Origin of the sequence: Klebsiella sp. WP3-W18-ESBL-02 (assembly GCF_014168815.1) — a bacterium.
Taxonomy (GTDB): Bacteria; Pseudomonadota; Gammaproteobacteria; order Enterobacterales; family Enterobacteriaceae; genus Kluyvera; species Kluyvera ascorbata_B.
Genome location: NZ_AP021972.1, coordinates 3245022 through 3266472 on the forward strand (window position 1 = coordinate 3245022; position 21451 = coordinate 3266472).

The window sequence follows — 21451 nt, forward strand, 5'->3', positions numbered from 1 at the left end:
CTTTTACGACTCCTCATGGCTTGATTCAGGTTCCCGATCCCACGATAAACGCGGATCAAACGTCATTGCCGAGAACATGGTCATTATGACAACCAGCGCAAACATCAGCGCACCGATTGCCGGGTAAATATTCATTAATCCCCCAATGCGCACCAGCGCAGAGAGTACGGCGATCACGAACACGTCAATCATCGACCAGCGGCCCACGAACTCGACCACTTCATAAATCAGATGCATCCGCTCGCTGTCGCGATGGCGTCGCTTCATGCCGTTGGCATCCAGACACAGCCAGGCAATGGCAATCATCTTCAGCGTCGGCACCATGATACTGGCCAGGAAAATCACCATCGCTACCGGATATGACCCTTCGCTCCACAGCAAAATGACCCCCGCAATGATCGTCGATGGCATTTTGTCGCCGAGCAAATCGGTAATCATAATCGGCAGAATATTGGCCGGGAGATACAACATAATCGAGGTCACCAGCAGCGCCATGGTCCACTGCAGGCTGTTCTTACGGCGCACGTGGCCTTTACTGTGACAGCGCGGGCACTCGAGCTGGTCGGCAGGTAAAATCGCCGTGCAGCACGCACACGAACGCAGCCCCTGGCGAATACCGGTGACGCCAGGTTGCAGCGTCTGCTTCAGCGGCGGCATGGGCGCAATATCATCCCACAGCCAGCGGCGGTCGACGCACTGGAACGTACGCAACTGAAGCAGGCAGAACAGACACCAGGGCAGGAAACTGCTGCCCACGCCAATATCGCCATAGGCCATCAGCTTCACGAAGCTCACCAGCACCCCGGCAAGGAAGATTTCCGCCATTCCCCAGGTTTTCAGCGTGAACAGAATACGTGCCAGGAAAGCCTTCAGCCGATGCGGCATACGCACACGGTTTACCAGCAGAAGAATAGTGACAAGACAAAACGCCGGCACTAGCTGGACAAACAGCAGGAAGAAAGTGCCCAGGCTGGCGTAGTCTTCGGAAAACATGACTCCGGGAATTTCCAGCAGTTCAATCTGGCTGTTAACCCCCGCCACGTTCATGCTGATAAACGGGAACAGGTTGGCCAGCAGCAGCATAAACAGCGCCACCAGCACATAGGCCGTGGGACGGCGTCTCGGCTCGTCCCACGCGGTGGTCAGCGTTGTGCCGCAGCGCGGGCACGCGGCCTTATGTCGGTGCTCAAGGTGCGGCAACGCCACCAGCATGTCGCACTGTGAGCAGAGAATATGCTGCGCAGCATGATGTTGATCGCACATGAAAATTCCTCAATCAGGCGCCGTTTTTCAACGCTTCCAGATATTCCCAACGTTCAAACGCCTCTTCCAGCGCCTGCTCTGCCTGGGACAGGTCGGCCAGCACCTTTTGGGTATGGTCGTGTGGCTGACTAAAGAACGCCGCATCCGCTACCTGCGCCTGTAACACCTCGAGTTCGGCTTCCAGCGACTCCAGTTTTTGCGGCAGCTGTTCCAGCTCGCGCTGCAGGTTATAGCTTAGTTTGTTACTGCCGCGTTTGACAGTTTCTGCTTTTGGCTGAACAACTTCCGTCGTTTTTTTCGCTACTGCCTGTTTTTGCGCCAATGACTGCGACTGCTGACCGCGCGCATCATGATAGCCGCCAACATACTGACCGATGCGCCCTTCGCCTTCGAAGATCCAGCATTCGGTGACGGTGTTGTCGACAAACTGACGGTCGTGGCTCACCAGCAGCACGGTACCCTGATAGCCGTCAATTAACTCTTCCAGCAGTTCAAGCGTTTCAACATCGAGGTCGTTGGTGGGTTCATCGAGAATCAACAGGTTACTTGGCTTCAGGAACAGACGCGCCAGCAGCAGACGGTTACGTTCCCCACCGGACAGCGCGCGCACCGGCGTCATTGCCCGTTTCGGGTGGAACAGGAAGTCCTGCAGATAGCCCAACACGTGACGCGGCTTGCCGTTGACCATGACTTCCTGCTTGCCTTCCGCCAGGTTATCCATCACCGTCCGATCCGGATCCAGTTCAGCGCGGTGTTGATCAAAATAGGCGACTTCCAGTTTGGTACCGACGTGAATGCGACCGCTATCGGCCTGCAGCTGGCCAAGCATCAGCTTCAGCAGCGTGGTTTTACCGCAGCCGTTGGCCCCGATAAGCGCAATTTTGTCACCGCGCTGTACCTGCGCGGAGAAGTCTTTCACCAGCACCTTGCCGTCAACCTGGTAGTTGACGTCTTCCATTTCAAAGACAATTTTGCCGGAGCGCGAGGCCTCTTCAACCTGCATTTTCGCGCTGCCCATCACTTCACGACGGGCACTACGTTCGTTACGCATCGCTTTCAGCGCGCGGACGCGGCCTTCATTACGGGTACGGCGCGCTTTAATGCCCTGGCGAATCCACACTTCTTCCTGCGCCAGCTTGCGGTCGAACTCGGCGTTTTGCAGCTCTTCTACGCGCAGCGCCTCTTCTTTCTCGATCAGATACTGATCGTAGTTGCCCGGATACGTCACCAGCTTGCCACGATCGAGATCGACAATACGGGTCGCCATATTGCGAATAAACGAACGGTCGTGCGAGATAAAGATAATCGTACCTTTGAAGGTTTTCAGGAAACCTTCCAGCCAGTCGATGGTTTCGATATCCAGGTGGTTAGTCGGTTCATCGAGCAGCAGTACGCGGGGCGCGCTGACCAGCGCACGGCCCAGCGCCGCTTTACGCAGCCAGCCGCCGGAGAGCGAGGCCAGTTCCATATCCGGCTCCAGCCCAAGCTGCGCCAGCACTTCGTTGATACGGTTTTCAAGCTGCCACAGGCCGTGGTGATCCAGCTGTTCCTGAACCTTTGCCAGCTCCTGCAGGTTTTTATCGCTCGGATCGCTCATCACCAGATGCGAGATATCGTGATAGCGTTTGAGGTATATCGCCTGTTCTTCAATACCTTCGGCGACAAAATCATACACGCTGCCCTGTACGTTGCGCGGCGGATCCTGCTGCAGGCGCGCGACGACCAGATCCTGCTCGTAGACAATGCGTCCATCGTCCAGGCCCTGTTCGCGGTTGAGGATCTTCATCAGCGTTGATTTGCCCGCGCCGTTACGGCCGACCAGACAGACGCGCTCGTTATCCTCAATATGCAGTTCGGCATTATCGAGAAGCGGCGCATCGCTGAACGACAGCCAGGCGCCATGCATACTAATTAATGACATTCTTTATTCCTTTCAGGCTGCGGTAATCAGCCAGCAGTTGTGGATCTGACGGTTACGAGCGAAATCCTGTGACTGTGTTTTTTGGGTAATATCTTGTGCTTTCAGTCCCAGTTCTGCCAGGCCGTCGTGATCCATACGGAAACCGCGTTTGTTGTTGGAGAACATGATGGTGCCGCCTTTGCGCAGCAGACGCTTCAGATCCTTCATCAGACGCAGGTGGTCGCGCTGAACGTCAAACGCATCGTCCATGCGTTTGGAGTTAGAGAAGGTCGGCGGATCGATAAAGATCACGTCGAACTGTTCGTCAGTATCGCGCAGCCATGCCAGCACGTCTGCCTGCATCAGGCGATGCGCGCGGCCGGTCAGGCCGTTCAGGCGCAGGTTGCGCTCCGCCCACTCCAGGTAGGTACGCGACATATCCACGGTGGTCGTGGAGCGTGCGCCGCCCAGACCTGCGTGCACGCTGGCGCTGCCGGTGTACGAGAACAGATTGAGGAAATCTTTGCCCTTGCTCATTTCACCCAGCATGCGGCGAGCGATGCGGTGGTCGAGGAACAGGCCGGTATCCAGGTAGTCGGTCAGGTTGACCCACAGGCGCGCGTTGTATTCGCTCACCTGCATAAAGTCGCCCTTCTCGTTCATCTTCTGGTACTGATTTTTACCTTTCTGACGCTCGCGGGTTTTCAGCACCAGCTTGTTTGGCGCGATGCCCAATACGGCGATAGTGGCGGCAATAATGTCGAACAGACGCTGACGCGCTTTATTGGCATCAACGGTTTTCGGCGGCGCGTATTCCTGCACCACCACCCAGTCGGCGTAACGGTCAACGGCCACGTTGTATTCCGGCAGGTCAGCGTCGTACAAGCGGTAGCATTCAATTCCTTCCTGTTTTGCCCACTTTTCATATTTCTTCAGATTTTTACGCAGACGGTTGGCGTAATCTTCTGCCAGAGAAGCGGGCTTCTCACCGGTGGTTTCGGTCAGATGGTAGTTTTTCTGTACGCAGTCCAGCGGGCCGTTTTTGGCTTTAAACTGACGCTCAGCGCGCAGCTGCAGGCAGCTTAACAGCTCCGGAGAGGCGCTAAACAGCGACAGGTTCCAGCCGCCAAAGTGGTTTTTCATATTGCGGCCCAGCAGGCTGTGCATCGCAATCAATGCCGGTTCGCTTTCCAGACGCTCGCCGTATGGCGGGTTGCTGATAACGGTACCGTAAGGGCCTTTCGGCAGCGGGTTGGTCAGCTGCGCCACGTCTTTCACTTCAAAGGTGATAAGCTCGCCAATTCCGGCGCGACGGGCGTTGCTGCGCGCCAGCTCAACCACACGGCTGTCAACGTCAGAACCAAAGAAACGGGATTCATAGGCCGCCAGACCGGCACGAGCGCGGGTCTGAGCGTCAGCTTTTACCTCTTTCCAGACCGCATCATCGTGCTGTGCCCAACCGTTGAAGCCCCAGTGACCACGATGCAGCCCCGGCGCGCGGTCGGTAGCCCACATTGCCGCTTCGATAAGCAGCGTACCGGAACCACACATCGGATCGAGCAGCGGCGTCCCCGGCACCCAGCCGGAACGCATGACGATAGCGGCCGCCAGGTTCTCTTTGATCGGCGCCATACCGGTACGATCGCGGTAGCCGCGCAGGTGCAGACCTTCACCGCTCAGATCAAGCGAAATATAAGCGGTCTCTTTATTCAAACGGACGTTAATGCGCAGATCCGGATTGTCACGATCGACGTTCGGACGCGGCAGATTCTTACGTGTAAAGGCATCGACAATCGCATCTTTCACCTTCAACGCGCCGTACTGGCTGTTACGAATGCTATCGTTCAGGCCGCCGAAGCTCACCGCAAAGGTGGCATCGGGGGTAAAGATAGACGTCCAGTCAATGGCCTGCACGCCCAGGTAAAGATCGAGATCGCTCCAGACGCTACATTCTCCCAGCGGCATCATAATGCGCGACGCCAGGCGGCTCCACATCAGGCTTTTGTACAGAAGCTGCGTGTCGCCCTGGAAATGGACGCCGCCCTGGGCAATCTGGCACTCTTGGGCGCCCAGGCCTTCCAGTTCAGTTTTTAACAGCTCTTCCAGCCCACGGGCCGTACTGGCAAACAGAGAATTCATATCGTCACTTTTACTCGCAGAAAATTGTTGCGCATTATAGCCAATCTGCGCCCCATGTCATAAAGTTAAAGGCTTATTTTCGACTCAGGGACAGCGTTGTGGCCACGTTATCGCGACTTTTTATACATCCGGTGAAATCGATGCGGGGCATTGGCCTCACGCACGCCTTTGCTGATATTAGCGGATTAGCATTTGACCGCATTTTTATGATCACCGAACCCGACGGCACTTTTATTACCGCCCGCCAGTTTCCGGCGATGGTTCGCTTTACCCCCGCGGTCCTGCACGACGGTTTACACCTCACCGCGCCCGACGGCAGCAGCGCGCTGGTGCGCTTTGCCGATTTCATCGGCCAGCCTTCGCCGACCGAAGTCTGGGGCAATCATTTTACCTCGCGTATCGCGCCGGATACCATTAATCAGTGGCTTTCTCCGTTCTTTAAACGCGACGTCCAGCTGCGCTGGCTCGGTGCCGACCTCACGCGCCGCGTCAAACGCCATGATGCCGTGCCGCTGTCGTTTGCCGACGGTTTCCCTTTCCTGCTGGTCAACGAAGCCTCTCTGCGCGACCTACAGCAGCGTTGCCCGGCCAGCGTAAGGATGGAGCAGTTTCGCCCTAACCTGGTGGTCACCGGCGTAGCCCCATGGGTAGAAGATACGTGGAAAACGATTCGCATCGGCGACGTCGTGTTTGACGTCGTTAAGCCGTGCAGCCGATGTATTTTTACAACCATCAGCCCGGAGAAGGGGCAAAAGCATCCCGCCGGGGAACCGTTAAATACTCTGCAGACGTTTCGTACCGATTCGGCCAGCGGCGACGTCGATTTTGGCCAGAATCTGATTGCCCGCAATAGCGGCGTTGTACGCGTGGGTGATGAGGTGGATATTCTCGCGACCGGGCCGGGCAAAGTCTATACCGCCGCGCAGAGCGACGAAGCCGTGGCGCCGCAGGCGCAGCAAAATGCGTTGGTCGATATTGACTGGGAGGGAAACACCTTCAGCGGCAATAATCAGCAGGTATTGCTGGAGCAGCTCGAGCAGCAGGGTATTCGCATCCCCTACACCTGCCGCGCTGGCCTGTGCGGTAGCTGCCGCGTGACGCTGGTTGAAGGGGAAGTCAGCCCGCTTAAGAAAAGCGCGGTCGCGGCCGACGGCACCATACTGAGCTGCAGCTGCATACCTAAAACGGCGCTGAAGCTAAAAAGTTAAACCGCCTGTTCCAGGCTGTAACCGTCGAGCCCAGGCTGCGGTTGCAGCCTGTCATTCATCACTTTGATCGGGTCGCCAAGCTGCATTGTGCGCCCGGCCAGAACCAGACCCGGCTGGGCCAGCAGACACAGCGCGGCGTTCTCACCCGGCTCAACCACCAGCAGGTTCACCTGGCTGTCGTCATCGCTCAGCCAGACGCGAGCCGCATCGCCGGTGACCGGCGTCCAGGCATCTTGATGGGCGCGGAAGTGCCAGCTTTTCGGCATTTGCGGCTTCAGGAAGCGGATCGCCACCAGCGCGTTAAGAATAAGTTCAGCGCGGTGTTCTTTCGACAGCAGCAGGTCGCGGCATTTTTCTTCAAAAGAGAAATACAGTGCAGCGTCATCGACGCAAAAACCGGTAGGAGCAAAAGCATCGGGCGTTAACATGCGACGAGCAAAACGCGAGCGGAACAACATGCCGTTGGCTAAATCGAGCATCATACGATCGTGCTCTTCATCATAATACCAGCGCCAGTTATCATCAGGTTTAATTCGCATGTGTTTCCCCCATCATTTTTGCATCCATTGCGCTGTCTGTTCTTCCATTCCGTTATTGTCGCCCTAAATAATAAAAGACTAATATGTCTAAATAAGCAACAATAGGGAAATATAAAGCAACCAGGGCTGGAAATAAAGCCCTGGATCACATTACGAAGAAAAAGACTAGATGTGGGTGACGATTTCTTTAATCAGCGGTGGGCCTTTAAAAATAAAGCCGGAATAAATCTGTACCAGCGTTGCGCCAGCCGCCATCTTTTCGCGCGCCGCCATCACTGAATCGATACCACCGACGCCAATAATAGGCAGCTGACCTTTTAATTCAGCCGACAGCATACGAATAATTTCGGTACTTTTTAATTGTAATGGACGACCGCTCAAACCACCGGTTTCATCACAGTGTTTCATCCCCTGAACCAGCGAACGATCCAATGTCGTATTGGTGGCAATTACCCCATCGATATTATGGCGAAGCAAACTATCGGCCACCTGGATCAACTCCTCGTGAGAAAGATCCGGCGCGATCTTCACTGCCACAGGAACATATTTATGGTGCTTTTGCTGAAGCTCTGATTGTTTATTTTTAATACCAGAAAGCAGATCGTCCAGCGCCTCACCATATTGCAGCGTGCGTAATCCCGGGGTATTTGGCGATGAAATATTAATCGCAATATAACCGGCATAGGCGTAGATTTTTTCCATACAAATCAGATAGTCATCTTTGCCGTGCTCGACAGGGGTGTCTTTATTTTTGCCAATATTAATCCCCAGAATACCGTCGAAATGCGCCTTTTTAACGTTCTCAACCAAGTTATCTACACCATGGTTATTGAAGCCCATGCGGTTGATCAGCCCTTCCGCATCCACCAGGCGGAACAGGCGCGGTTTATCGTTACCCGGCTGCGCGCGCGGCGTAACGGTGCCAATTTCGATCGAACCAAATCCCATGGCCCCTAAGGCATCTATACATTCACCGTCTTTATCCAGACCGGCGGCCAGACCGAGAGGGTTTTTAAACGTCAGCCCCATACAGGTGACCGGTTTTTCCGGTACTTTCTGGCGCACGAGCGCTTCCAGCGGCGTACCGGTGACACGGCGTAATTGTTGGAACGTTAATTCATGAGCGCGCTCTGGATCGAGCTGGAAAAGTGCTTTACGAACGAAGGGATAGTACATGAACTCTCCTGGATTCCCGGTGTGCAAACCGGGGGCGTATTATGTGCGATCTTGCTTCGAAAGGGAATTGACCTATGGCAAAAAAAGCGCAATCGTTTTCCTCTCCTCCTTTATCGCGCTCAGCGCATATGCATTTTCCGGTAATCCTACGCCGGAAAAAGTATTTCGCGCGCCAGAACGGCTTTGAGACACTGGTACAAATGTTATCAACTTTAACTTTATGTTTATTTTTGGTTATAAGGAGAGATTATGCGCGTCATTACTTTAGCTGGCAGTCCCCGCTTTCCTTCTCGCTCCAGCGCGCTGCTGGAATACGCACGCGAGAAGCTGTCAGCGGCCGACGTCGAAGTGTTTCACTGGCATCTGCAGAATTTTGCGCCGGAAGATCTCTTCCACGCTCGTTTTGACAGCCCGGCGCTGCAAACCTTAACCGAACAGTTGAGCCATGCGGATGGGCTTATTATCGCCACGCCGGTGTATAAAGCCTCATTTGCCGGCGCGTTAAAGGCTCTGCTCGATCTGCTGCCAGAGCGCGCGCTGGAAGGAAAAATCGTGCTGCCGCTGGCCACCGGCGGCACCGTGGCGCATATGCTGGCGGTCGATTACGCCCTCAAACCGGTGCTCAACGCGCTGAAAGCACAGGAGATTCTGCAGGGCGTATTCGCCGACGACAGCCAGGTGACCGATTATCAGCACAAGCCGCAGTTCAGCCCGAACCTGCACACGCGGCTGGACAACGCGCTGGAGACATTCTGGCAGGCGCTGCACCGGCGGGACATTCAGGTCCCCGCTTTAAATACCGCGCGACAGGCTGCCCATGTTTGATAAAAAAAACGCCGCAGGCAAATACCCGCGGCGTTTTTCATTTATTGCGTGAAGAACCCCCGGGAGGTTAACGCCTTCCGGGGCAACGATTACGCTAGCGCTTTCGTAATCTTCTCGAACAGATCGCCGGACAGATTTTCCAGCCCTTTCAGCTGCTCCAGCGCCGCACGCATCAGCGCCTGGCGTTTGGCATCATAGCGTTTCAGGCGGATCAGCGGCTCAATCAGACGTGAAGCCACCTGCGGGTTTTTGCTGTTCAGTATGGTGAGCATTTCCACCAGGAACTGGTAGCCGCTACCGTCCTGGGCATGGAACGCCGCCGGGTTACTACCGGCAAAAGCACCTATCAGAGAGCGAATACGGTTCGGGTTATTCATACTGAATGAGCGATGGTTCAACAACTTACGCACCGTCGCCAGCACATCTTCCGCCGGACTGGTCGCTTGCAAAATCAGCCATTTATCCATCACCAGACCGTCGTGATGCCACTTATCATCATATTCCTGCATCAGGGCATCGCGACACGGCAGCTCTGCCGCCACGGCCGCCGACAGCGCCGCCAGCGCATCCGTCATGTTATCGGCATGATGGTACTGATCGCTCACCAGCTTATCGCCAAGCTCACGGTCACCAAATGCCAGATAGCGCAGGCAGGTATTGCGCAGCGAACGCTTGCCTATGTCGGCATGCTCTACGCGATAGCTGTCGAGCTTGTTGGCGTTATACACCGCCAGACATTCATCGGCCAGTTCAGTCGCCAGCGTACGGGTCAGCGCTTCGCGCACCGCAGCAATAGCGATAGGATCAATAATCTCGAACAGCTCAGCAATTTCGCTCGTTGATGGCAGCGTCAGGATTTCAGCCGCCAGCGCCGGGTCGATGTGCTCATCAAGCAGAATCGCGCGGAACGCATCGGCAACGTGTACCGGCAGCGACAGCGGCTGGCCCTGCTGATGGCGCGCGACGTTGAGTTTGATATAGGTCGCCAGCAGGCTCTGCGCCGCATCCCAACGGGAGAAATCGTTACGCGCATGACGCATCAGGAACGTGAGCTGCTGATCGCTCCATTTATACTCCAGCTTCACCGGCGCGGAGAACTCACGCAGCAGCGATGGCACCGGCTGGAAGTAAACATTATCAAAAACAAACGTTTGTTCTGCCTGAGTGACGTTCAGCACGTGATGCACCGGATGACCGTCTTTTTGCAGCGGGATCACCTTCCCCTCGTTATCGTACAGTTCGATATCGAACGGAATGTGCAGCGGGAACTTCTCTTCCTGCTCGGCGGTTGCCGGCGTGCGCTGACGAATAGTTAAGGTGTATTGCTCCGTTTCCGGATTGTAGTCATCGTGGACGCTGACAATCGGCGTACCGGCCTGGCTGTACCAGCGGCGGAAATGCGAGAGATCGATATTGGAGGCATCTTCCATCGCCTGAACAAAATCATCACAGGTTGCGGCGCTGCCGTCATGGCGCTCGAAATAGAGCTGCATGCCTTTCTGGAAGTTTGCTTCGCCCAGCAGGGTGTGCAGCATGCGGATCACCTCCGCCCCTTTCTCGTAGACCGTCAGGGTATAGAAGTTATTCATTTCAATAACTTTATCCGGGCGGATCGGGTGCGCCATCGGGCTGGCGTCTTCGGCAAACTGCAGCCCGCGCATGGTGCGCACGTTGCTGATGCGGTTCACGGCGCGTGAGCCGAGATCCGAGCTGAACTCCTGATCGCGGAACACGGTCAGGCCTTCTTTCAGGCTCAGCTGGAACCAGTCGCGGCAGGTCACGCGGTTGCCGGTCCAGTTATGGAAATATTCGTGGCCAATAACGCGTTCGATATCGAGGTAATCTTTATCGGTGGCGGTATCGGTACGCGCCAGCACATACTTGGAGTTAAAGACGTTCAGGCCTTTGTTCTCCATTGCCCCCATATTAAAGAAGTCGACGGCGACGATCATATAGATGTCGAGGTCGTACTCAAGGCCGAAGCGCTCTTCGTCCCATTTCATGGAGTTTTTCAGCGAGGTCATCGCCCACGGCGCACGGTCAAGGTTGCCGCGATCGACAAACAGCTCCAGCGCAACGTCGCGCCCGGAACGGGTTTTGAAGGTATCGCGCAGCACGTCAAAATCGCCCGCGACCAGGGCAAACAGATAACATGGTTTCGGGAATGGGTCCTGCCACTGAACCCAGTGACGACCGTCTTCCAGCTCGCCTTCGGCAATGCGGTTCCCGTTGGACAACAGGAACGGATATTTGCTTTTATCGGCGGTAATTTTGGTGGTAAAGCGCGCCAGCACATCCGGGCGATCGAGATACCAGGTAATATGACGGAAACCTTCAGCTTCACACTGAGTACATAGCGCTTCGCCAGACTGATACAGCCCTTCCAGCGCGGTATTCGCCGCCGGGCTTATCTCGTTAACAATCTTCAGGATGAAACGCTCGGGCAGGCCGGAGAGCACCAGCTGATTATCTTCTTCTTTATAGTCGGCCCACGGCGCGCCGTTAACATGAACGGAGACCAGCGTCAGGTCTTCGCCATTCAGGCGCAGCGGCACATCAGACGCTGCATGACGGGAAACCTGGCTTTCCGCAGTCACGATGGTTTTTGCGGCATCCAGGTCAAAGGCCAGGTCGATATCACTAATCAGGTAGTCCGGCGCACGGTAGTCGTGGCGGTACTTGGCTTGGGGCTGTTGTGTCATAAAAAACCTTTAGCATCTTTTGTAAATGTCACCTCAGTCTATTCCTGTTGTGTTAAACGCGCTACGCAGAATCTTCATCTTTTCCAGTCAAATAGGGAAAAATGATACATTTACGCAACATGCCGCACAAAACGCACAGGTGGCGCTTCGTGCCTTATGATGTGATCGGGGTTCAATAAATCGATAAACAAGGTATACTCCAGCCATTCTCCCCTGTTGTTTATTGTACTAAACGCTCCTGTGAGAGGATGCTACTGCGCACCATGACACAATTCGCTTCTCCTGTTCTGCATTCGCTGCTGGATACAGATGCCTACAAACTGCATATGCAGCAGGCCGTTTTCCACCACTACTACGACGTAAACGTCGCGGCTGAATTCCGCTGCCGTGGGGACGATCTGCTGGGCATTTATGCTGACGCTATTCGCGAACAAGTCGAAGCCATGCGTTCACTCACGCTGCGTGATGATGAATACCATTGGCTGTCCGGTCTGCCTTTCTTCAAGCAGGACTACCTCCGCTGGCTGCGTGACTTCCGCTACGATCCGCAGCAGGTTACCGTCATCAACGATAACGGTAAGCTGAATATCCGTCTGGAAGGGCCGTGGCGTGAAGTGATTATGTGGGAAGTTCCGCTGCTCGCCGTAATAAGCGAGCTGGTGCACCACTATCGTTCGCCGGAAAACGGCGTGCCGCAGGCGCTGGCAATGCTCGAACATAAGCTTACCGACTTTAATCAAATGACGGCTGACCTGAATATGTCCGCTTTCAAACTGATGGACTTCGGTACCCGCCGCCGTTTCTCCCGTGAAGTACAAGAGGCTATCGTCAGCCGCCTGCAGCAGGAGCCGTGGTTTACCGGCACCAGTAACTATGACCTGGCACGTCGTCTGAACCTAACCCCTATGGGCACCCAGGCGCACGAGTGGTTCCAGGCACATCAGCAAATTAGTCCGGATCTGGCCACCAGCCAGCGGGCCGCGCTGGCCGCCTGGCTGGAAGAGTATCCCGACCAGCTTGGCATCGCACTCACCGACTGCATCACGATGGACGCCTTTCTGCGCGACTTCGGCCGGGAGTTTGCGACGCACTATCAGGGGCTGCGTCACGATTCCGGTGATCCGGTTGAATGGGGCGAAAAAGCCATCAACCACTATCAGAAGCTGGGCATTGACCCGATGAGCAAAGTGCTGGTGTTTTCCGACAACCTCGATCTGCCGAAGGCCGTAGAGCTCTACCGTCACTTCTCTTCGCGCATTAACCTGAGCTTTGGCATCGGCACTCGCCTGACCTGCGATATCCCGCAGGTGAAGCCGCTGAACATTGTCATCAAGCTGGTCGAATGTAACGGCAAACCGGTAGCAAAACTCTCCGACAGCCCGGGCAAAACCATCTGCCACGATAAGGCATTTGTTCGCGCGCTGCGCAAAGCCTTCGATCTCCCACAGATCAAAAAGGCCAGTTAATCACCAAAGGGAGCCCTGAAGGCTCCCTTCTTCTTATTTATTTCTCAAAACACCCTCTCGCTATGCGAATTCTGCTTGTCTGACGGAAGATGACAGGTAACATAGATATCCCCCGCCGTTCCGGGGTAAACGATTTTTTTATTGGACTACGAATAGAGAGACTATTATGAGCGTTGTGCCTGTAGCCGACGTACTCCAGGGCCGCGTAGCCGTTGACAGCGAAGTCACCGTGCGCGGCTGGGTACGTACCCGCCGAGATTCAAAAGCTGGCTTTTCCTTCCTCGCCGTCTATGACGGTTCCTGCTTTGATCCTGTACAGGCCGTTATTAATAATTCTCTGCCCAATTACAATGACGAAGTCCTGCGCCTGACCACCGGCTGCTCGGTGATTGTCACCGGTAAAGTGGTCGCGTCTCAGGGTCAAGGCCAGAGCTTTGAAATTCAGGCTGCCAGCGTAGAAGTCACCGGTTGGGTTGAAGATCCCGACACCTACCCGATGGCGGCGAAACGCCACAGCATTGAGTATCTGCGTGAAGTCGCGCATATGCGTCCGCGTACCAACCTGATTGGCGCGGTTGCCCGCGTTCGCCACACGCTGGCACAGGCGCTGCACCGTTTCTTCGACGAACAGGGTTTCTTCTGGGTTTCCACCCCGCTGATTACCGCTTCCGATACCGAAGGCGCTGGCGAAATGTTCCGCGTGTCCACGCTGGACATGGAAAACCTGCCGCGTAACGATCAGGGCAAAGTCGATTACGATAAAGATTTCTTCGGCAAAGAAGCCTTCCTGACCGTTTCCGGCCAGCTGAACGGCGAAACCTACGCCTGCGCGCTGTCAAAAATCTACACCTTCGGCCCGACCTTCCGTGCAGAAAACTCCAACACCAGCCGTCACCTGGCGGAATTCTGGATGCTGGAACCGGAAGTGGCGTTTGCCGATCTGGAAGATAACGCCCGTCTGGCGGAAGCCATGCTGAAGTATGTCTTCAAAGCCGTACTTGAAGAACGTGCCGACGACATGAAATTCTTCGCTGAACGCGTCGATAAAGACGCGGTCGATCGTCTGCAGCGTTTCGTATCCGCCGATTTCGCGCAGGTCGACTACACCGACGCGGTAACCATTCTGGAAAACTGCGGCAAGCAGTTCGAAAACCCGGTTTACTGGGGTGTGGACCTTTCCTCTGAGCACGAGCGCTACCTGGCCGAAGAACACTTCAAAGCGCCGGTCGTAGTAAAAAACTACCCGAAAGAGATCAAAGCCTTCTATATGCGTCTTAATGAAGACGGTAAAACCGTTGCCGCAATGGACGTTCTGGCTCCGGGCATTGGTGAAATCATCGGGGGCTCCCAGCGTGAAGAGCGTCTGGACGTGCTCGATGCGCGCATGGCCGAAATGGGCCTTAATAAAGAAGACTACTGGTGGTACCGTGACCTGCGTCGTTACGGCACCGTACCGCACTCCGGCTTTGGCCTGGGCTTCGAACGCTTGATTGCCTACGTCACCGGCGTACAGAACGTTCGCGATGTAATTCCGTTCCCAAGAACGCCGCGTAACGCCAGTTTCTAAAGTCCGACGTCTCTTCAAGGCCAGCCGTTCGCGCTGGCCTTTTTTTTACTGCTCATGTAAAGAAATCTTTATTAATTTTAACAAACCTAAACATCAACACCTTGCCGCGCGCTGTTTGTTACATCACATTTCGCAGAAATAAAACTGTACAAAAAACACACTAATTCTTATTGCACCTAAGAATCACCTTGCGCTTAGCACGTTTTTTGTTCAAAACAACAGCTATCCAGACGGCTAAAAAATATCATAACGAAATGATCACACATCCGCTCTGTGCGATAGGAAAAAGCGTTATGCGAATAAAAGATAAGAAATTCATATTGATAGATAAGCTGCTGCTTAATTAATCTCCGCCACCCCAGAACTTTGAGGTACTTCACAAAGTTCCTTAAAATACACATTTAGTTACACATTATTTCTTTTGCTTACTCATTCTCGATGTTTGTAGCATTTTCAGGGGGGCGAAAGAGTGTTTTGAATGGAAAGATGCCTCTCAGACACATAAAGACACCAAACTATCATCAATAGTTCCGTAAATTTTTATTGACGGAAGTTATTGACGGCAGTGGCGAGTGTCTATAAAAAAAAACCTAATGAGGGTAATAAATAATGATAAAGCGTAATATCCTGGCAGTGGTAATCCCTGCCCTGCTGGTAGCTGGCGCGGCCAACGCGGCCGAAATCTATAACAAAAATGCCAACAAACTGGACTTCTACGGTAAAGCAGTTGGTGAGCACATTTGGACCACCAACGGTAACACCAGCAACGAAGACACCACCTATGCCCGTATCGGTTTCAAAGGTGAAACCCAGATCAACGATCAACTGATGGGTTACGGTCAGTGGGAATACAACATGGACGCCTCCAACGCGGAAGGCTCCCAGGGCAACAAAACTCGTCTGGCGTTCGCTGGTCTGAAATTTGGCGATGCAGGTTCTCTGGACTACGGTCGTAACTACGGCGCTATCTACGACGTCGCAGCTTACACCGATATGCTGGTTGAGTGGGGCGGCGACTCTTGGGCTGCTACCGACAACTTCATGAACGGTCGTTCTTCCGGCCTGCTGACCTACCGTAACAGCGATTTCTTCGGTCTGGTTGATGGTCTGAGCTTCGCGTTGCAGTACCAGGGAAAAAATGATCGTAACAGCCCAATTACTGTTGACTACGATGATAACAGCGGCGCAGCACAGAGCTACAGCCTGACCGGTAACGGCGCGAAAGCAAACGGCGACGGCTTCAGCACATCTGCACAATACGACTTCGGTAACGGCATGGCATTTGCTGCTGGTTATGAAGTTGCAGACCGCACTAACGCCCAGGTTAATCCGAAAACCTTCACCGTTCCATCCGGTCCTAACGCTGGTTTGGTTTACGGGAATGCAAGCGCAGATGGTAGCAAAGCGGAAGCATGGTCCACAGCATTCAAATATGATGCAAACAATGTTTATGCTGCTGTCATGTATGCTCAGACTCTGAACATGACTCGTGAAAACGACGGCAACTTTGCTGAAAAAACGCAGAACATCGAAGCAGTGGTTCAGTACCAGTTCGACTTCGGTCTGCGTCCGTCCATCGGCTACGTACAGTCTAAAGGTAAAGACCTGCATGAACGTGTAGGCACTGGCTTCAAAGGCGGCGATGCTGACCTGGTTAAATACATCGAAGTGGGTACCTGGTACTACTTCAACAAAAACATGAACGTTTACGCGGCGTACAAGTTCAACCTGCTGGACGACAACGCTTACAGTGCAGCTACCGGTCTGGCGACCGACGATCAGGCTGCTGTGGGTATCGTTTACCAGTTCTAATCAGCAGACCCTCGCTGCTATATGCCTCAAAAGCAGGACTTCGGTCCTGCTTTTTTGCGTTCAAGAGAGGAAGATCGCAACTTTTGAAAAGCTTCGCGCTTTTAGTCTCTAACGGTTGGCATTTTGTAAATCTGCCGTTAACCTGATAGCGGATTTCCCCAGAACTTATTAATGGAACCTCGTCATGTTTGAGAACATTACCGCCGCCCCTGCCGACCCGATTCTGGGCCTGGCCGATCTGTTTCGCGCCGACGAACGCCCGGGAAAAATCAATCTCGGGATTGGTGTTTATAAAGATGAAACCGGCAAGACGCCGGTGCTGACCAGCGTTAAAAAAGCTGAGCAGTATCTGCTGGAGAATGAAACAACCAAAAACTATCTCGGTATTGATGGTATTCCTGAGTTTGGCCGCTGCACGCAGGAGCTGCTGTTCGGCAAAGGCAACAGCATCATCAGCGATAAACGTGCGCGCACCGCTCAGACGCCTGGCGGTACCGGCGCCCTGCGCGTAGCGGCGGACTTCCTCGCAAAAAACACTGACGTGAAGCGCGTTTGGGTAAGCAACCCGAGCTGGCCGAACCACAAAAGCGTCTTCGGCGCTGCTGGCCTCGAAGTACGCGAATATGATTACTATGACGCCGAAAAACACGCCCTCAACTTTGACGGCCTGCTGGCAAGCCTGAGCGACGCTCAGGCCGGTGACGTAGTGCTGTTCCACGGCTGCTGCCATAACCCAACCGGCATCGATCCTACGCTGGAGCAGTGGCAGCAGTTGGCTACCCTGTCCATCGAAAAAGGCTGGCTGCCGCTGTTCGACTTCGCCTACCAGGGCTTCGCCCGCGGTCTGGAAGAAGATGCTGAAGGTCTTCGCGCGTTCGCCGCGCTGCATAAAGAGCTGATCGTCGCGAGCTCTTACTCGAAAAACTTCGGCCTGTATAACGAACGCGTTGGCGCCTGCACCCTGGTGACCGCCGATGCCGATACCGCCGATCGCGCCTTCAGCCAGATGAAAGCCGTTATCCGCGCCAACTACTCTAACCCGCCGGCTCACGGTGCCTCCGTGGTGGCGACCATTCTCAGCAACGACGCGCTGCGCGCCATCTGGGAACAAGAGCTGACCGATATGCGCCAGCGCATTCAGCGCATGCGTCTGCTGTTTGTGAACACGCTGCAGGAAAAAGGCGCGAGCCGCGACTTCACCTTCATCACCAAACAGAACGGGATGTTCTCATTCAGTGGCCTGACCAAAGATCAGGTGCTGCGTCTGCGTGAAGAGTTTGGTATCTATGCCGTCGCTTCCGGGCGCATCAACGTGGCAGGCATGACGCCGGACAACATGGCGCCGCTGTGCGAAGCCATCGTCGCCGTGCTGTAACCGCGTAGGCCGGATGAGGCGTTTACGCCGCCATTCGGCTATGTCTTGCAGACGTCACCAGAAAGTAAAAAGGCCGCATTCGCGGCCTTTTTTATTATCACTTACCAGACAGGAAGTTCATCCTGCAGGAACGGGTTGTGCTGCCGTTCATAGCCCAGTGTCGACATCGGCCCGTGGCCCGCAATAAACTTCACGTCGTCGCCCAGCGGCAGCAGTTTACGCTTGATAGCATCAATCAGCTGCGTGTGGTCGCCACGCGGAAAATCACTGCGCCCAACGCCGCCCTTAAACAGAACATCGCCAGAGATCAGCAAACGCGCCTGGTCATCGAAGAAGACCACGTGCCCCGGCGTATGCCCCGGACAATGCAACACCTGCAGCTTCACGTTACCAACGCTAACCACATCACCTTCGTTCAGCCAGCGGTCCGGCGTTAACGGCTGACAGTCGTCAAGGCCAAACATCCGGCTTTGCGCAGGTAGCCCCTGCAACCAGAACTCATCTTCTTTTTCCGGCCCGATAATCGGCACACCGTAGTGCTGCGCCAGCTCGGCCGCCGCGCCCACATGGTCAAGATGACCATGGGTCAGCAAAATTTGCTGCAACGTTACGCCCGCTTCAGCAACCTGCTGCTTGATAGTTTCAGCATCACCGCCCGGATCGACCAGCGCCGCCAGTTTGGTTTGCTCACACCAGATCAATGAACAGTTTTGCGCGAACGCAGTCACCGGAATAATACGATAATTCATGTTGCTCCTGTTTAGGCTCGTCACCGTTCAAACGCATCAATGTGCCTGAACGATTGGCGTAGAGCTACCAGTGCCGGACCGGACCGGTATCAATATGCACAAAGTTGCTTCGTGGGTAATATCCTACACCACCTGCGCGCATAGATAACGCGGCTTTGCGTATATTACTCAATGAAACGCCTTCGATATGGAAATCCATTGCCTGACCTTTCGTGTGATAGCTATTTTTAGCCACCCCACGGCTGTGCGCTCTGAGCTCGGTATTGGTATCAATAGAACGATACCCGGAGATTAATTGCACAGGTTTATTTGTTCCTAATAATCCCTGAAGGCGATAAAGCTGATCGAACAAAGAAGGATCGATACTCTTTATTTTATTCGCGCGATAGTCACGGAAAAAATGGTTCAGTTTTGCTAATTCATCCTGAATATAGCCTCGGCCGTCAAAAAACTCGGCTTTTATCAACTCACCTGTATGCAGGTTATTCAGCGTTAAAATACGCGGACGTGGGGTCGAGAGGGTTGCAAACGCAGGCGTGGGCAAGATGGCGGCAGCGCCGAGCGCAACCCCACCTAACGCCAGCAGCTTGCGGCGATTAGCGTCAAATTTGTCCATGATAATCAGGTCTACAGTCAGTAATGTAATCGAAATATATGCACTTCTGGCGCACGTTAAGCACCTTACCGGGCATGAAAGCCAGCGTCAAGGCGGCCTACCGCGCAGAGCCGCCAGCCCTGGACCTGCGGGGCTGGCATCTGCGCTTTTAGTTCGACAACTACATTACCTGAACTACTTCATTTATCTGATCAATTGTTCCGCTTTTGGCAAAATCTGTGCACCCGATCGCGCGGTGATATCGTAATTGTAAATATCTGTTCGATATTGTGTCTGACCATCAGCGCCGACAAAGGCGGTCAGATAATAGAGATTAACCGGAATATTCTGCCGGATATTCACGTATCGCGTATTCCCGCCCTTCAGCGCATCAGAAATTCGCGCGTCATTCCAGCCCGCATCCTGCAGCAACATATTTGCCAGATCGGAGGCCTTATTTACCCGCACGCAGCCCGAACTTAATGCCCGCACATCTTTCTGGAACAGATTATGGTTAGGCGTATCATGCAGATAAATGGCGTCGGAGCTTGGCATATTAAACTTATAGCGCCCCAGAGAATTGTGTTCTCCCGGCGCCTGCTGGAAGCGGAACGGCAGATTTGACGGCGTGATGGTAGACCAGTCAACCCGCCACGGATCGATGGTTTCTTTGCTGTTCCAGCCGCGTAGCACGGTGTAGTTATGCCGTTCAAGGTAGCCCGGGTCGTTGCGCAGTTTCGGCAGAATATCGTTACGCGCCAGCGTCGGCGGCACGTTCCATGGCGGGTTAACCACCACGTTATTCAGTGCGCTGCTCATCATCGGCGTTTTGCGATCGGGGCGGCCCACAATCACCCGCGAAGCCAGCGCTTCGCTGCCGTTGAGGTAGTACACCAGCGAATAGGCCGGAATATTCACCATAATGCCGGTTGATACTTTCCCCGGCAGCAGACGCAAACGCTGAATGTTCAGCGCCAGCACGCCGGCACGTTCAGCAGAGGAAACGTTCAGCCAGTCCCGGGTGGATGCTCCAATAACTCCATCGGCCCCCAGCCCCTGAGCGGCCTGAAAGCGCTTCACCGCCTCCACCAGCTGACGGTCGTAGGCCTGCGGTCCGCTCTTCGCCGTTTTTTTCGTTTTACCGACATTATCGCCCGGCAGCGCAATCGCCGGGCCGTTATCCAGCATACCGTTACGCTGGAGGATTTCGCGCAGCGCTGGCACGTCGCTGCTCCACTGCCCTGGACGCAGCGACGCCGTTGAGGTCAGCTTCGGCCACGGGCGCGCGTCGCCGGTTAGCGCCAACAGCGCCTGATGCATCGTTGCATACTGCGGATGCTGGGGTGCCAGCTCGGCAATAAACTGCGGCAGCGAACCGTTGTCCAACGCGAGCTGCCATTGATTCATCACCGACAGCGGCGGTGTCGCCAGCGCATACGGCTTAGCGCTATACAGCCAGCGGTTGCCCTGTACCGGGATACCGCTGATAAAGTGCAGATAGCCCATCAGCGCATCGGAAAGCACCACATCACGCGCCATGCCGTTGACGCTGGGATCGGTCAGCAGCTCAACCCAGCGGGTAAACTGCGGCTGAAAACCGGCAATCGCTACCTCCGCCAACTGCTGCTGGAAGGCGCGCACCGCCTCGCGATTTTCCCACATGGGCTTCATTTCGCGGGCGGCATACAGCGTCACCAGCGGGTTGAGATAGACGGGTTGGTAGCCAGAAGGCAGCGTGGCAAGAAGCTCGGCGCGGCTTTTTGCTGCCGTCCCTTCGGCCAGCGGTTGCGCACCGGTGAGGCTCGCCATTGCGGGCGATTGGGCGCCAGGGTGCAGAAGCACCGGCGACTGGTCTGCTGGCGTTGCGGTACTGTCAGAAGGAACCAATTCAGGCTCGTCCGCAAAGGCAGTAAACAGTGGAGCAAACGTCATAGCCAGACACAAACTCACGGCTGACAAACGACGACCATTTTCTTTTTTCAGCAACATCCCTTGCCCCCTGTTAAATATACGAAGACCCCTAACGTGGGCTTACCTTCAGTATATAAAGACAAAAACTTTTTTGCCCGCTCAAATGTAAAGAAGTCTAAAGATAATAACGCGCTAGCGGCCAAAAGCAGAAAACAAAAAGGGCG

At 54.6% G+C, this 21451-nt stretch carries 15 protein-coding genes; 6 read left to right on the plus strand and 9 right to left on the minus strand.

Annotated features, from left to right (window positions below):
* Positions 1 to 3 precede the first annotated feature (3 nt).
* The 3 genes from pqiA to rlmKL are packed head-to-tail and all read right to left on the minus strand — an operon-like array spanning position 4 to position 5302.
* Positions 4 to 1263 carry a membrane integrity-associated transporter subunit PqiA gene (gene pqiA, locus H7R56_RS15600; RefSeq protein WP_106928787.1) on the minus strand — a complete coding sequence of 420 codons (1260 nt, stop codon included), beginning with the start codon at positions 1261 to 1263 and terminating at the stop codon, positions 4 to 6.
* Between the two features lie 13 nt (positions 1264 to 1276).
* Positions 1277 to 3184: an ABC transporter ATP-binding protein gene (locus tag H7R56_RS15605; protein ID WP_106928788.1), complete on the minus strand. Its 1908-nt coding sequence runs from the start codon at positions 3182 to 3184 to the stop codon at positions 1277 to 1279.
* A gap of 12 nt (positions 3185 to 3196) precedes the next feature.
* The gene (rlmKL, locus tag H7R56_RS15610) at positions 3197 to 5302 is read right to left on the minus strand and encodes a bifunctional 23S rRNA (guanine(2069)-N(7))-methyltransferase RlmK/23S rRNA (guanine(2445)-N(2))-methyltransferase RlmL (RefSeq protein WP_106928790.1); all 2106 of its coding nucleotides are present in this window, start codon (positions 5300 to 5302) and stop codon (positions 3197 to 3199) included.
* Between the two features lie 98 nt (positions 5303 to 5400).
* On the opposite strand from rlmKL, the gene H7R56_RS15615 reads away from it, so the two are divergent.
* Positions 5401 to 6510: a YcbX family protein gene (locus H7R56_RS15615; RefSeq protein WP_106928792.1), complete on the plus strand. Its 1110-nt coding sequence runs from the start codon at positions 5401 to 5403 to the stop codon at positions 6508 to 6510.
* Here the strand turns inward: H7R56_RS15615 and zapC are convergent.
* Entirely contained in the window at positions 6507 to 7049 is a 543-nt protein-coding gene (zapC, locus tag H7R56_RS15620; RefSeq protein ID WP_106928794.1) for a cell division protein ZapC, read from the minus strand. The genes H7R56_RS15615 and zapC overlap by 4 nt on opposite strands.
* A 165-nt stretch (positions 7050 to 7214) precedes the next feature.
* Entirely contained in the window at positions 7215 to 8225 is a 1011-nt protein-coding gene (pyrD, locus tag H7R56_RS15625) for a quinone-dependent dihydroorotate dehydrogenase (RefSeq protein WP_106928796.1), read from the minus strand.
* A 249-nt stretch (positions 8226 to 8474) separates the two neighbouring features.
* On the opposite strand from pyrD, the gene ssuE reads away from it, so the two are divergent.
* Positions 8475 to 9050, plus strand: a complete 576-nt coding sequence (gene ssuE / locus H7R56_RS15630) for an NADPH-dependent FMN reductase (protein ID WP_106928798.1) — start codon at positions 8475 to 8477, stop codon at positions 9048 to 9050.
* Between the two features lie 89 nt (positions 9051 to 9139).
* On the opposite strand, the gene pepN is transcribed toward ssuE, so the two are convergent.
* Positions 9140 to 11752: an aminopeptidase N gene (pepN, locus tag H7R56_RS15635; protein ID WP_106928800.1), complete on the minus strand. Its 2613-nt coding sequence runs from the start codon at positions 11750 to 11752 to the stop codon at positions 9140 to 9142.
* A 263-nt stretch (positions 11753 to 12015) separates the two neighbouring features.
* On the opposite strand from pepN, the gene pncB reads away from it, so the two are divergent.
* The 4 genes from pncB (at position 12016) to H7R56_RS15655 (ending at position 17972) form a co-directional block, all read left to right on the plus strand.
* The gene (gene pncB / locus H7R56_RS15640) at positions 12016 to 13218 is read left to right on the plus strand and encodes a nicotinate phosphoribosyltransferase (RefSeq protein WP_106928802.1); all 1203 of its coding nucleotides are present in this window, start codon (positions 12016 to 12018) and stop codon (positions 13216 to 13218) included.
* 166 nt (positions 13219 to 13384) lie between these two features.
* Entirely contained in the window at positions 13385 to 14785 is a 1401-nt protein-coding gene (asnS, locus tag H7R56_RS15645) for an asparagine--tRNA ligase (protein ID WP_106928804.1), read from the plus strand.
* A gap of 609 nt (positions 14786 to 15394) precedes the next feature.
* The gene (locus H7R56_RS15650; protein WP_182928299.1) at positions 15395 to 16597 is read left to right on the plus strand and encodes a porin; all 1203 of its coding nucleotides are present in this window, start codon (positions 15395 to 15397) and stop codon (positions 16595 to 16597) included.
* A gap of 184 nt (positions 16598 to 16781) precedes the next feature.
* Complete coding sequence (locus tag H7R56_RS15655; RefSeq protein ID WP_106928808.1) at positions 16782 to 17972, plus strand: amino acid aminotransferase; 1191 nt, start codon at positions 16782 to 16784, stop codon at positions 17970 to 17972.
* 101 nt (positions 17973 to 18073) lie between these two features.
* On the opposite strand, the gene H7R56_RS15660 is transcribed toward H7R56_RS15655, so the two are convergent.
* The 3 genes from H7R56_RS15660 to ldtD all read right to left on the minus strand — a co-directional run bounded on the left by H7R56_RS15660 (position 18074) and on the right by ldtD (position 21305).
* The gene (locus H7R56_RS15660) at positions 18074 to 18721 is read right to left on the minus strand and encodes an MBL fold metallo-hydrolase (RefSeq protein WP_106928810.1); all 648 of its coding nucleotides are present in this window, start codon (positions 18719 to 18721) and stop codon (positions 18074 to 18076) included.
* 64 nt (positions 18722 to 18785) lie between these two features.
* Positions 18786 to 19337 carry a YcbK family protein gene (locus H7R56_RS15665; protein WP_106928812.1) on the minus strand — a complete coding sequence of 184 codons (552 nt, stop codon included), beginning with the start codon at positions 19335 to 19337 and terminating at the stop codon, positions 18786 to 18788.
* A 183-nt stretch (positions 19338 to 19520) separates the two neighbouring features.
* A complete protein-coding gene (gene ldtD, locus H7R56_RS15670) occupies positions 19521 to 21305 on the minus strand; it encodes a L,D-transpeptidase (protein ID WP_106928814.1) in 1785 nt (594 codons plus the stop codon).
* Between the last annotated feature and the right edge of the window lie 146 nt (positions 21306 to 21451).

Excerpts from the sequence above, each read along its gene's own strand:
- H7R56_RS15665 (WP_106928812.1), bottom strand. The coding sequence starts at position 19,337 with ATGGACAAATTTGACGCTAATCGCCGCAAGCTGCTGGCGTTAGGTGGG.
- ldtD (WP_106928814.1), bottom strand. The coding sequence starts at position 21,305 with ATGTTGCTGAAAAAAGAAAATGGTCGTCGTTTGTCAGCCGTGAGTTTG.
- asnS (WP_106928804.1), top strand. The coding sequence starts at position 13,385 with ATGAGCGTTGTGCCTGTAGCCGACGTACTCCAGGGCCGCGTAGCCGTT.
- rlmKL (WP_106928790.1), bottom strand. The coding sequence starts at position 5,302 with ATGAATTCTCTGTTTGCCAGTACGGCCCGTGGGCTGGAAGAGCTGTTA.
- ssuE (WP_106928798.1), top strand. The coding sequence starts at position 8,475 with ATGCGCGTCATTACTTTAGCTGGCAGTCCCCGCTTTCCTTCTCGCTCC.
- pyrD (WP_106928796.1), bottom strand. The coding sequence starts at position 8,225 with ATGTACTATCCCTTCGTTCGTAAAGCACTTTTCCAGCTCGATCCAGAG.
- H7R56_RS15660 (WP_106928810.1), bottom strand. The coding sequence starts at position 18,721 with ATGAATTATCGTATTATTCCGGTGACTGCGTTCGCGCAAAACTGTTCA.
- pncB (WP_106928802.1), top strand. The coding sequence starts at position 12,016 with ATGACACAATTCGCTTCTCCTGTTCTGCATTCGCTGCTGGATACAGAT.
- pqiA (WP_106928787.1), bottom strand. The coding sequence starts at position 1,263 with ATGTGCGATCAACATCATGCTGCGCAGCATATTCTCTGCTCACAGTGC.
- H7R56_RS15605 (WP_106928788.1), bottom strand. The coding sequence starts at position 3,184 with ATGTCATTAATTAGTATGCATGGCGCCTGGCTGTCGTTCAGCGATGCG.
- pepN (WP_106928800.1), bottom strand. The coding sequence starts at position 11,752 with ATGACACAACAGCCCCAAGCCAAGTACCGCCACGACTACCGTGCGCCG.
- H7R56_RS15650 (WP_182928299.1), top strand. The coding sequence starts at position 15,395 with ATGATAAAGCGTAATATCCTGGCAGTGGTAATCCCTGCCCTGCTGGTA.
- zapC (WP_106928794.1), bottom strand. The coding sequence starts at position 7,049 with ATGCGAATTAAACCTGATGATAACTGGCGCTGGTATTATGATGAAGAG.
- H7R56_RS15655 (WP_106928808.1), top strand. The coding sequence starts at position 16,782 with ATGTTTGAGAACATTACCGCCGCCCCTGCCGACCCGATTCTGGGCCTG.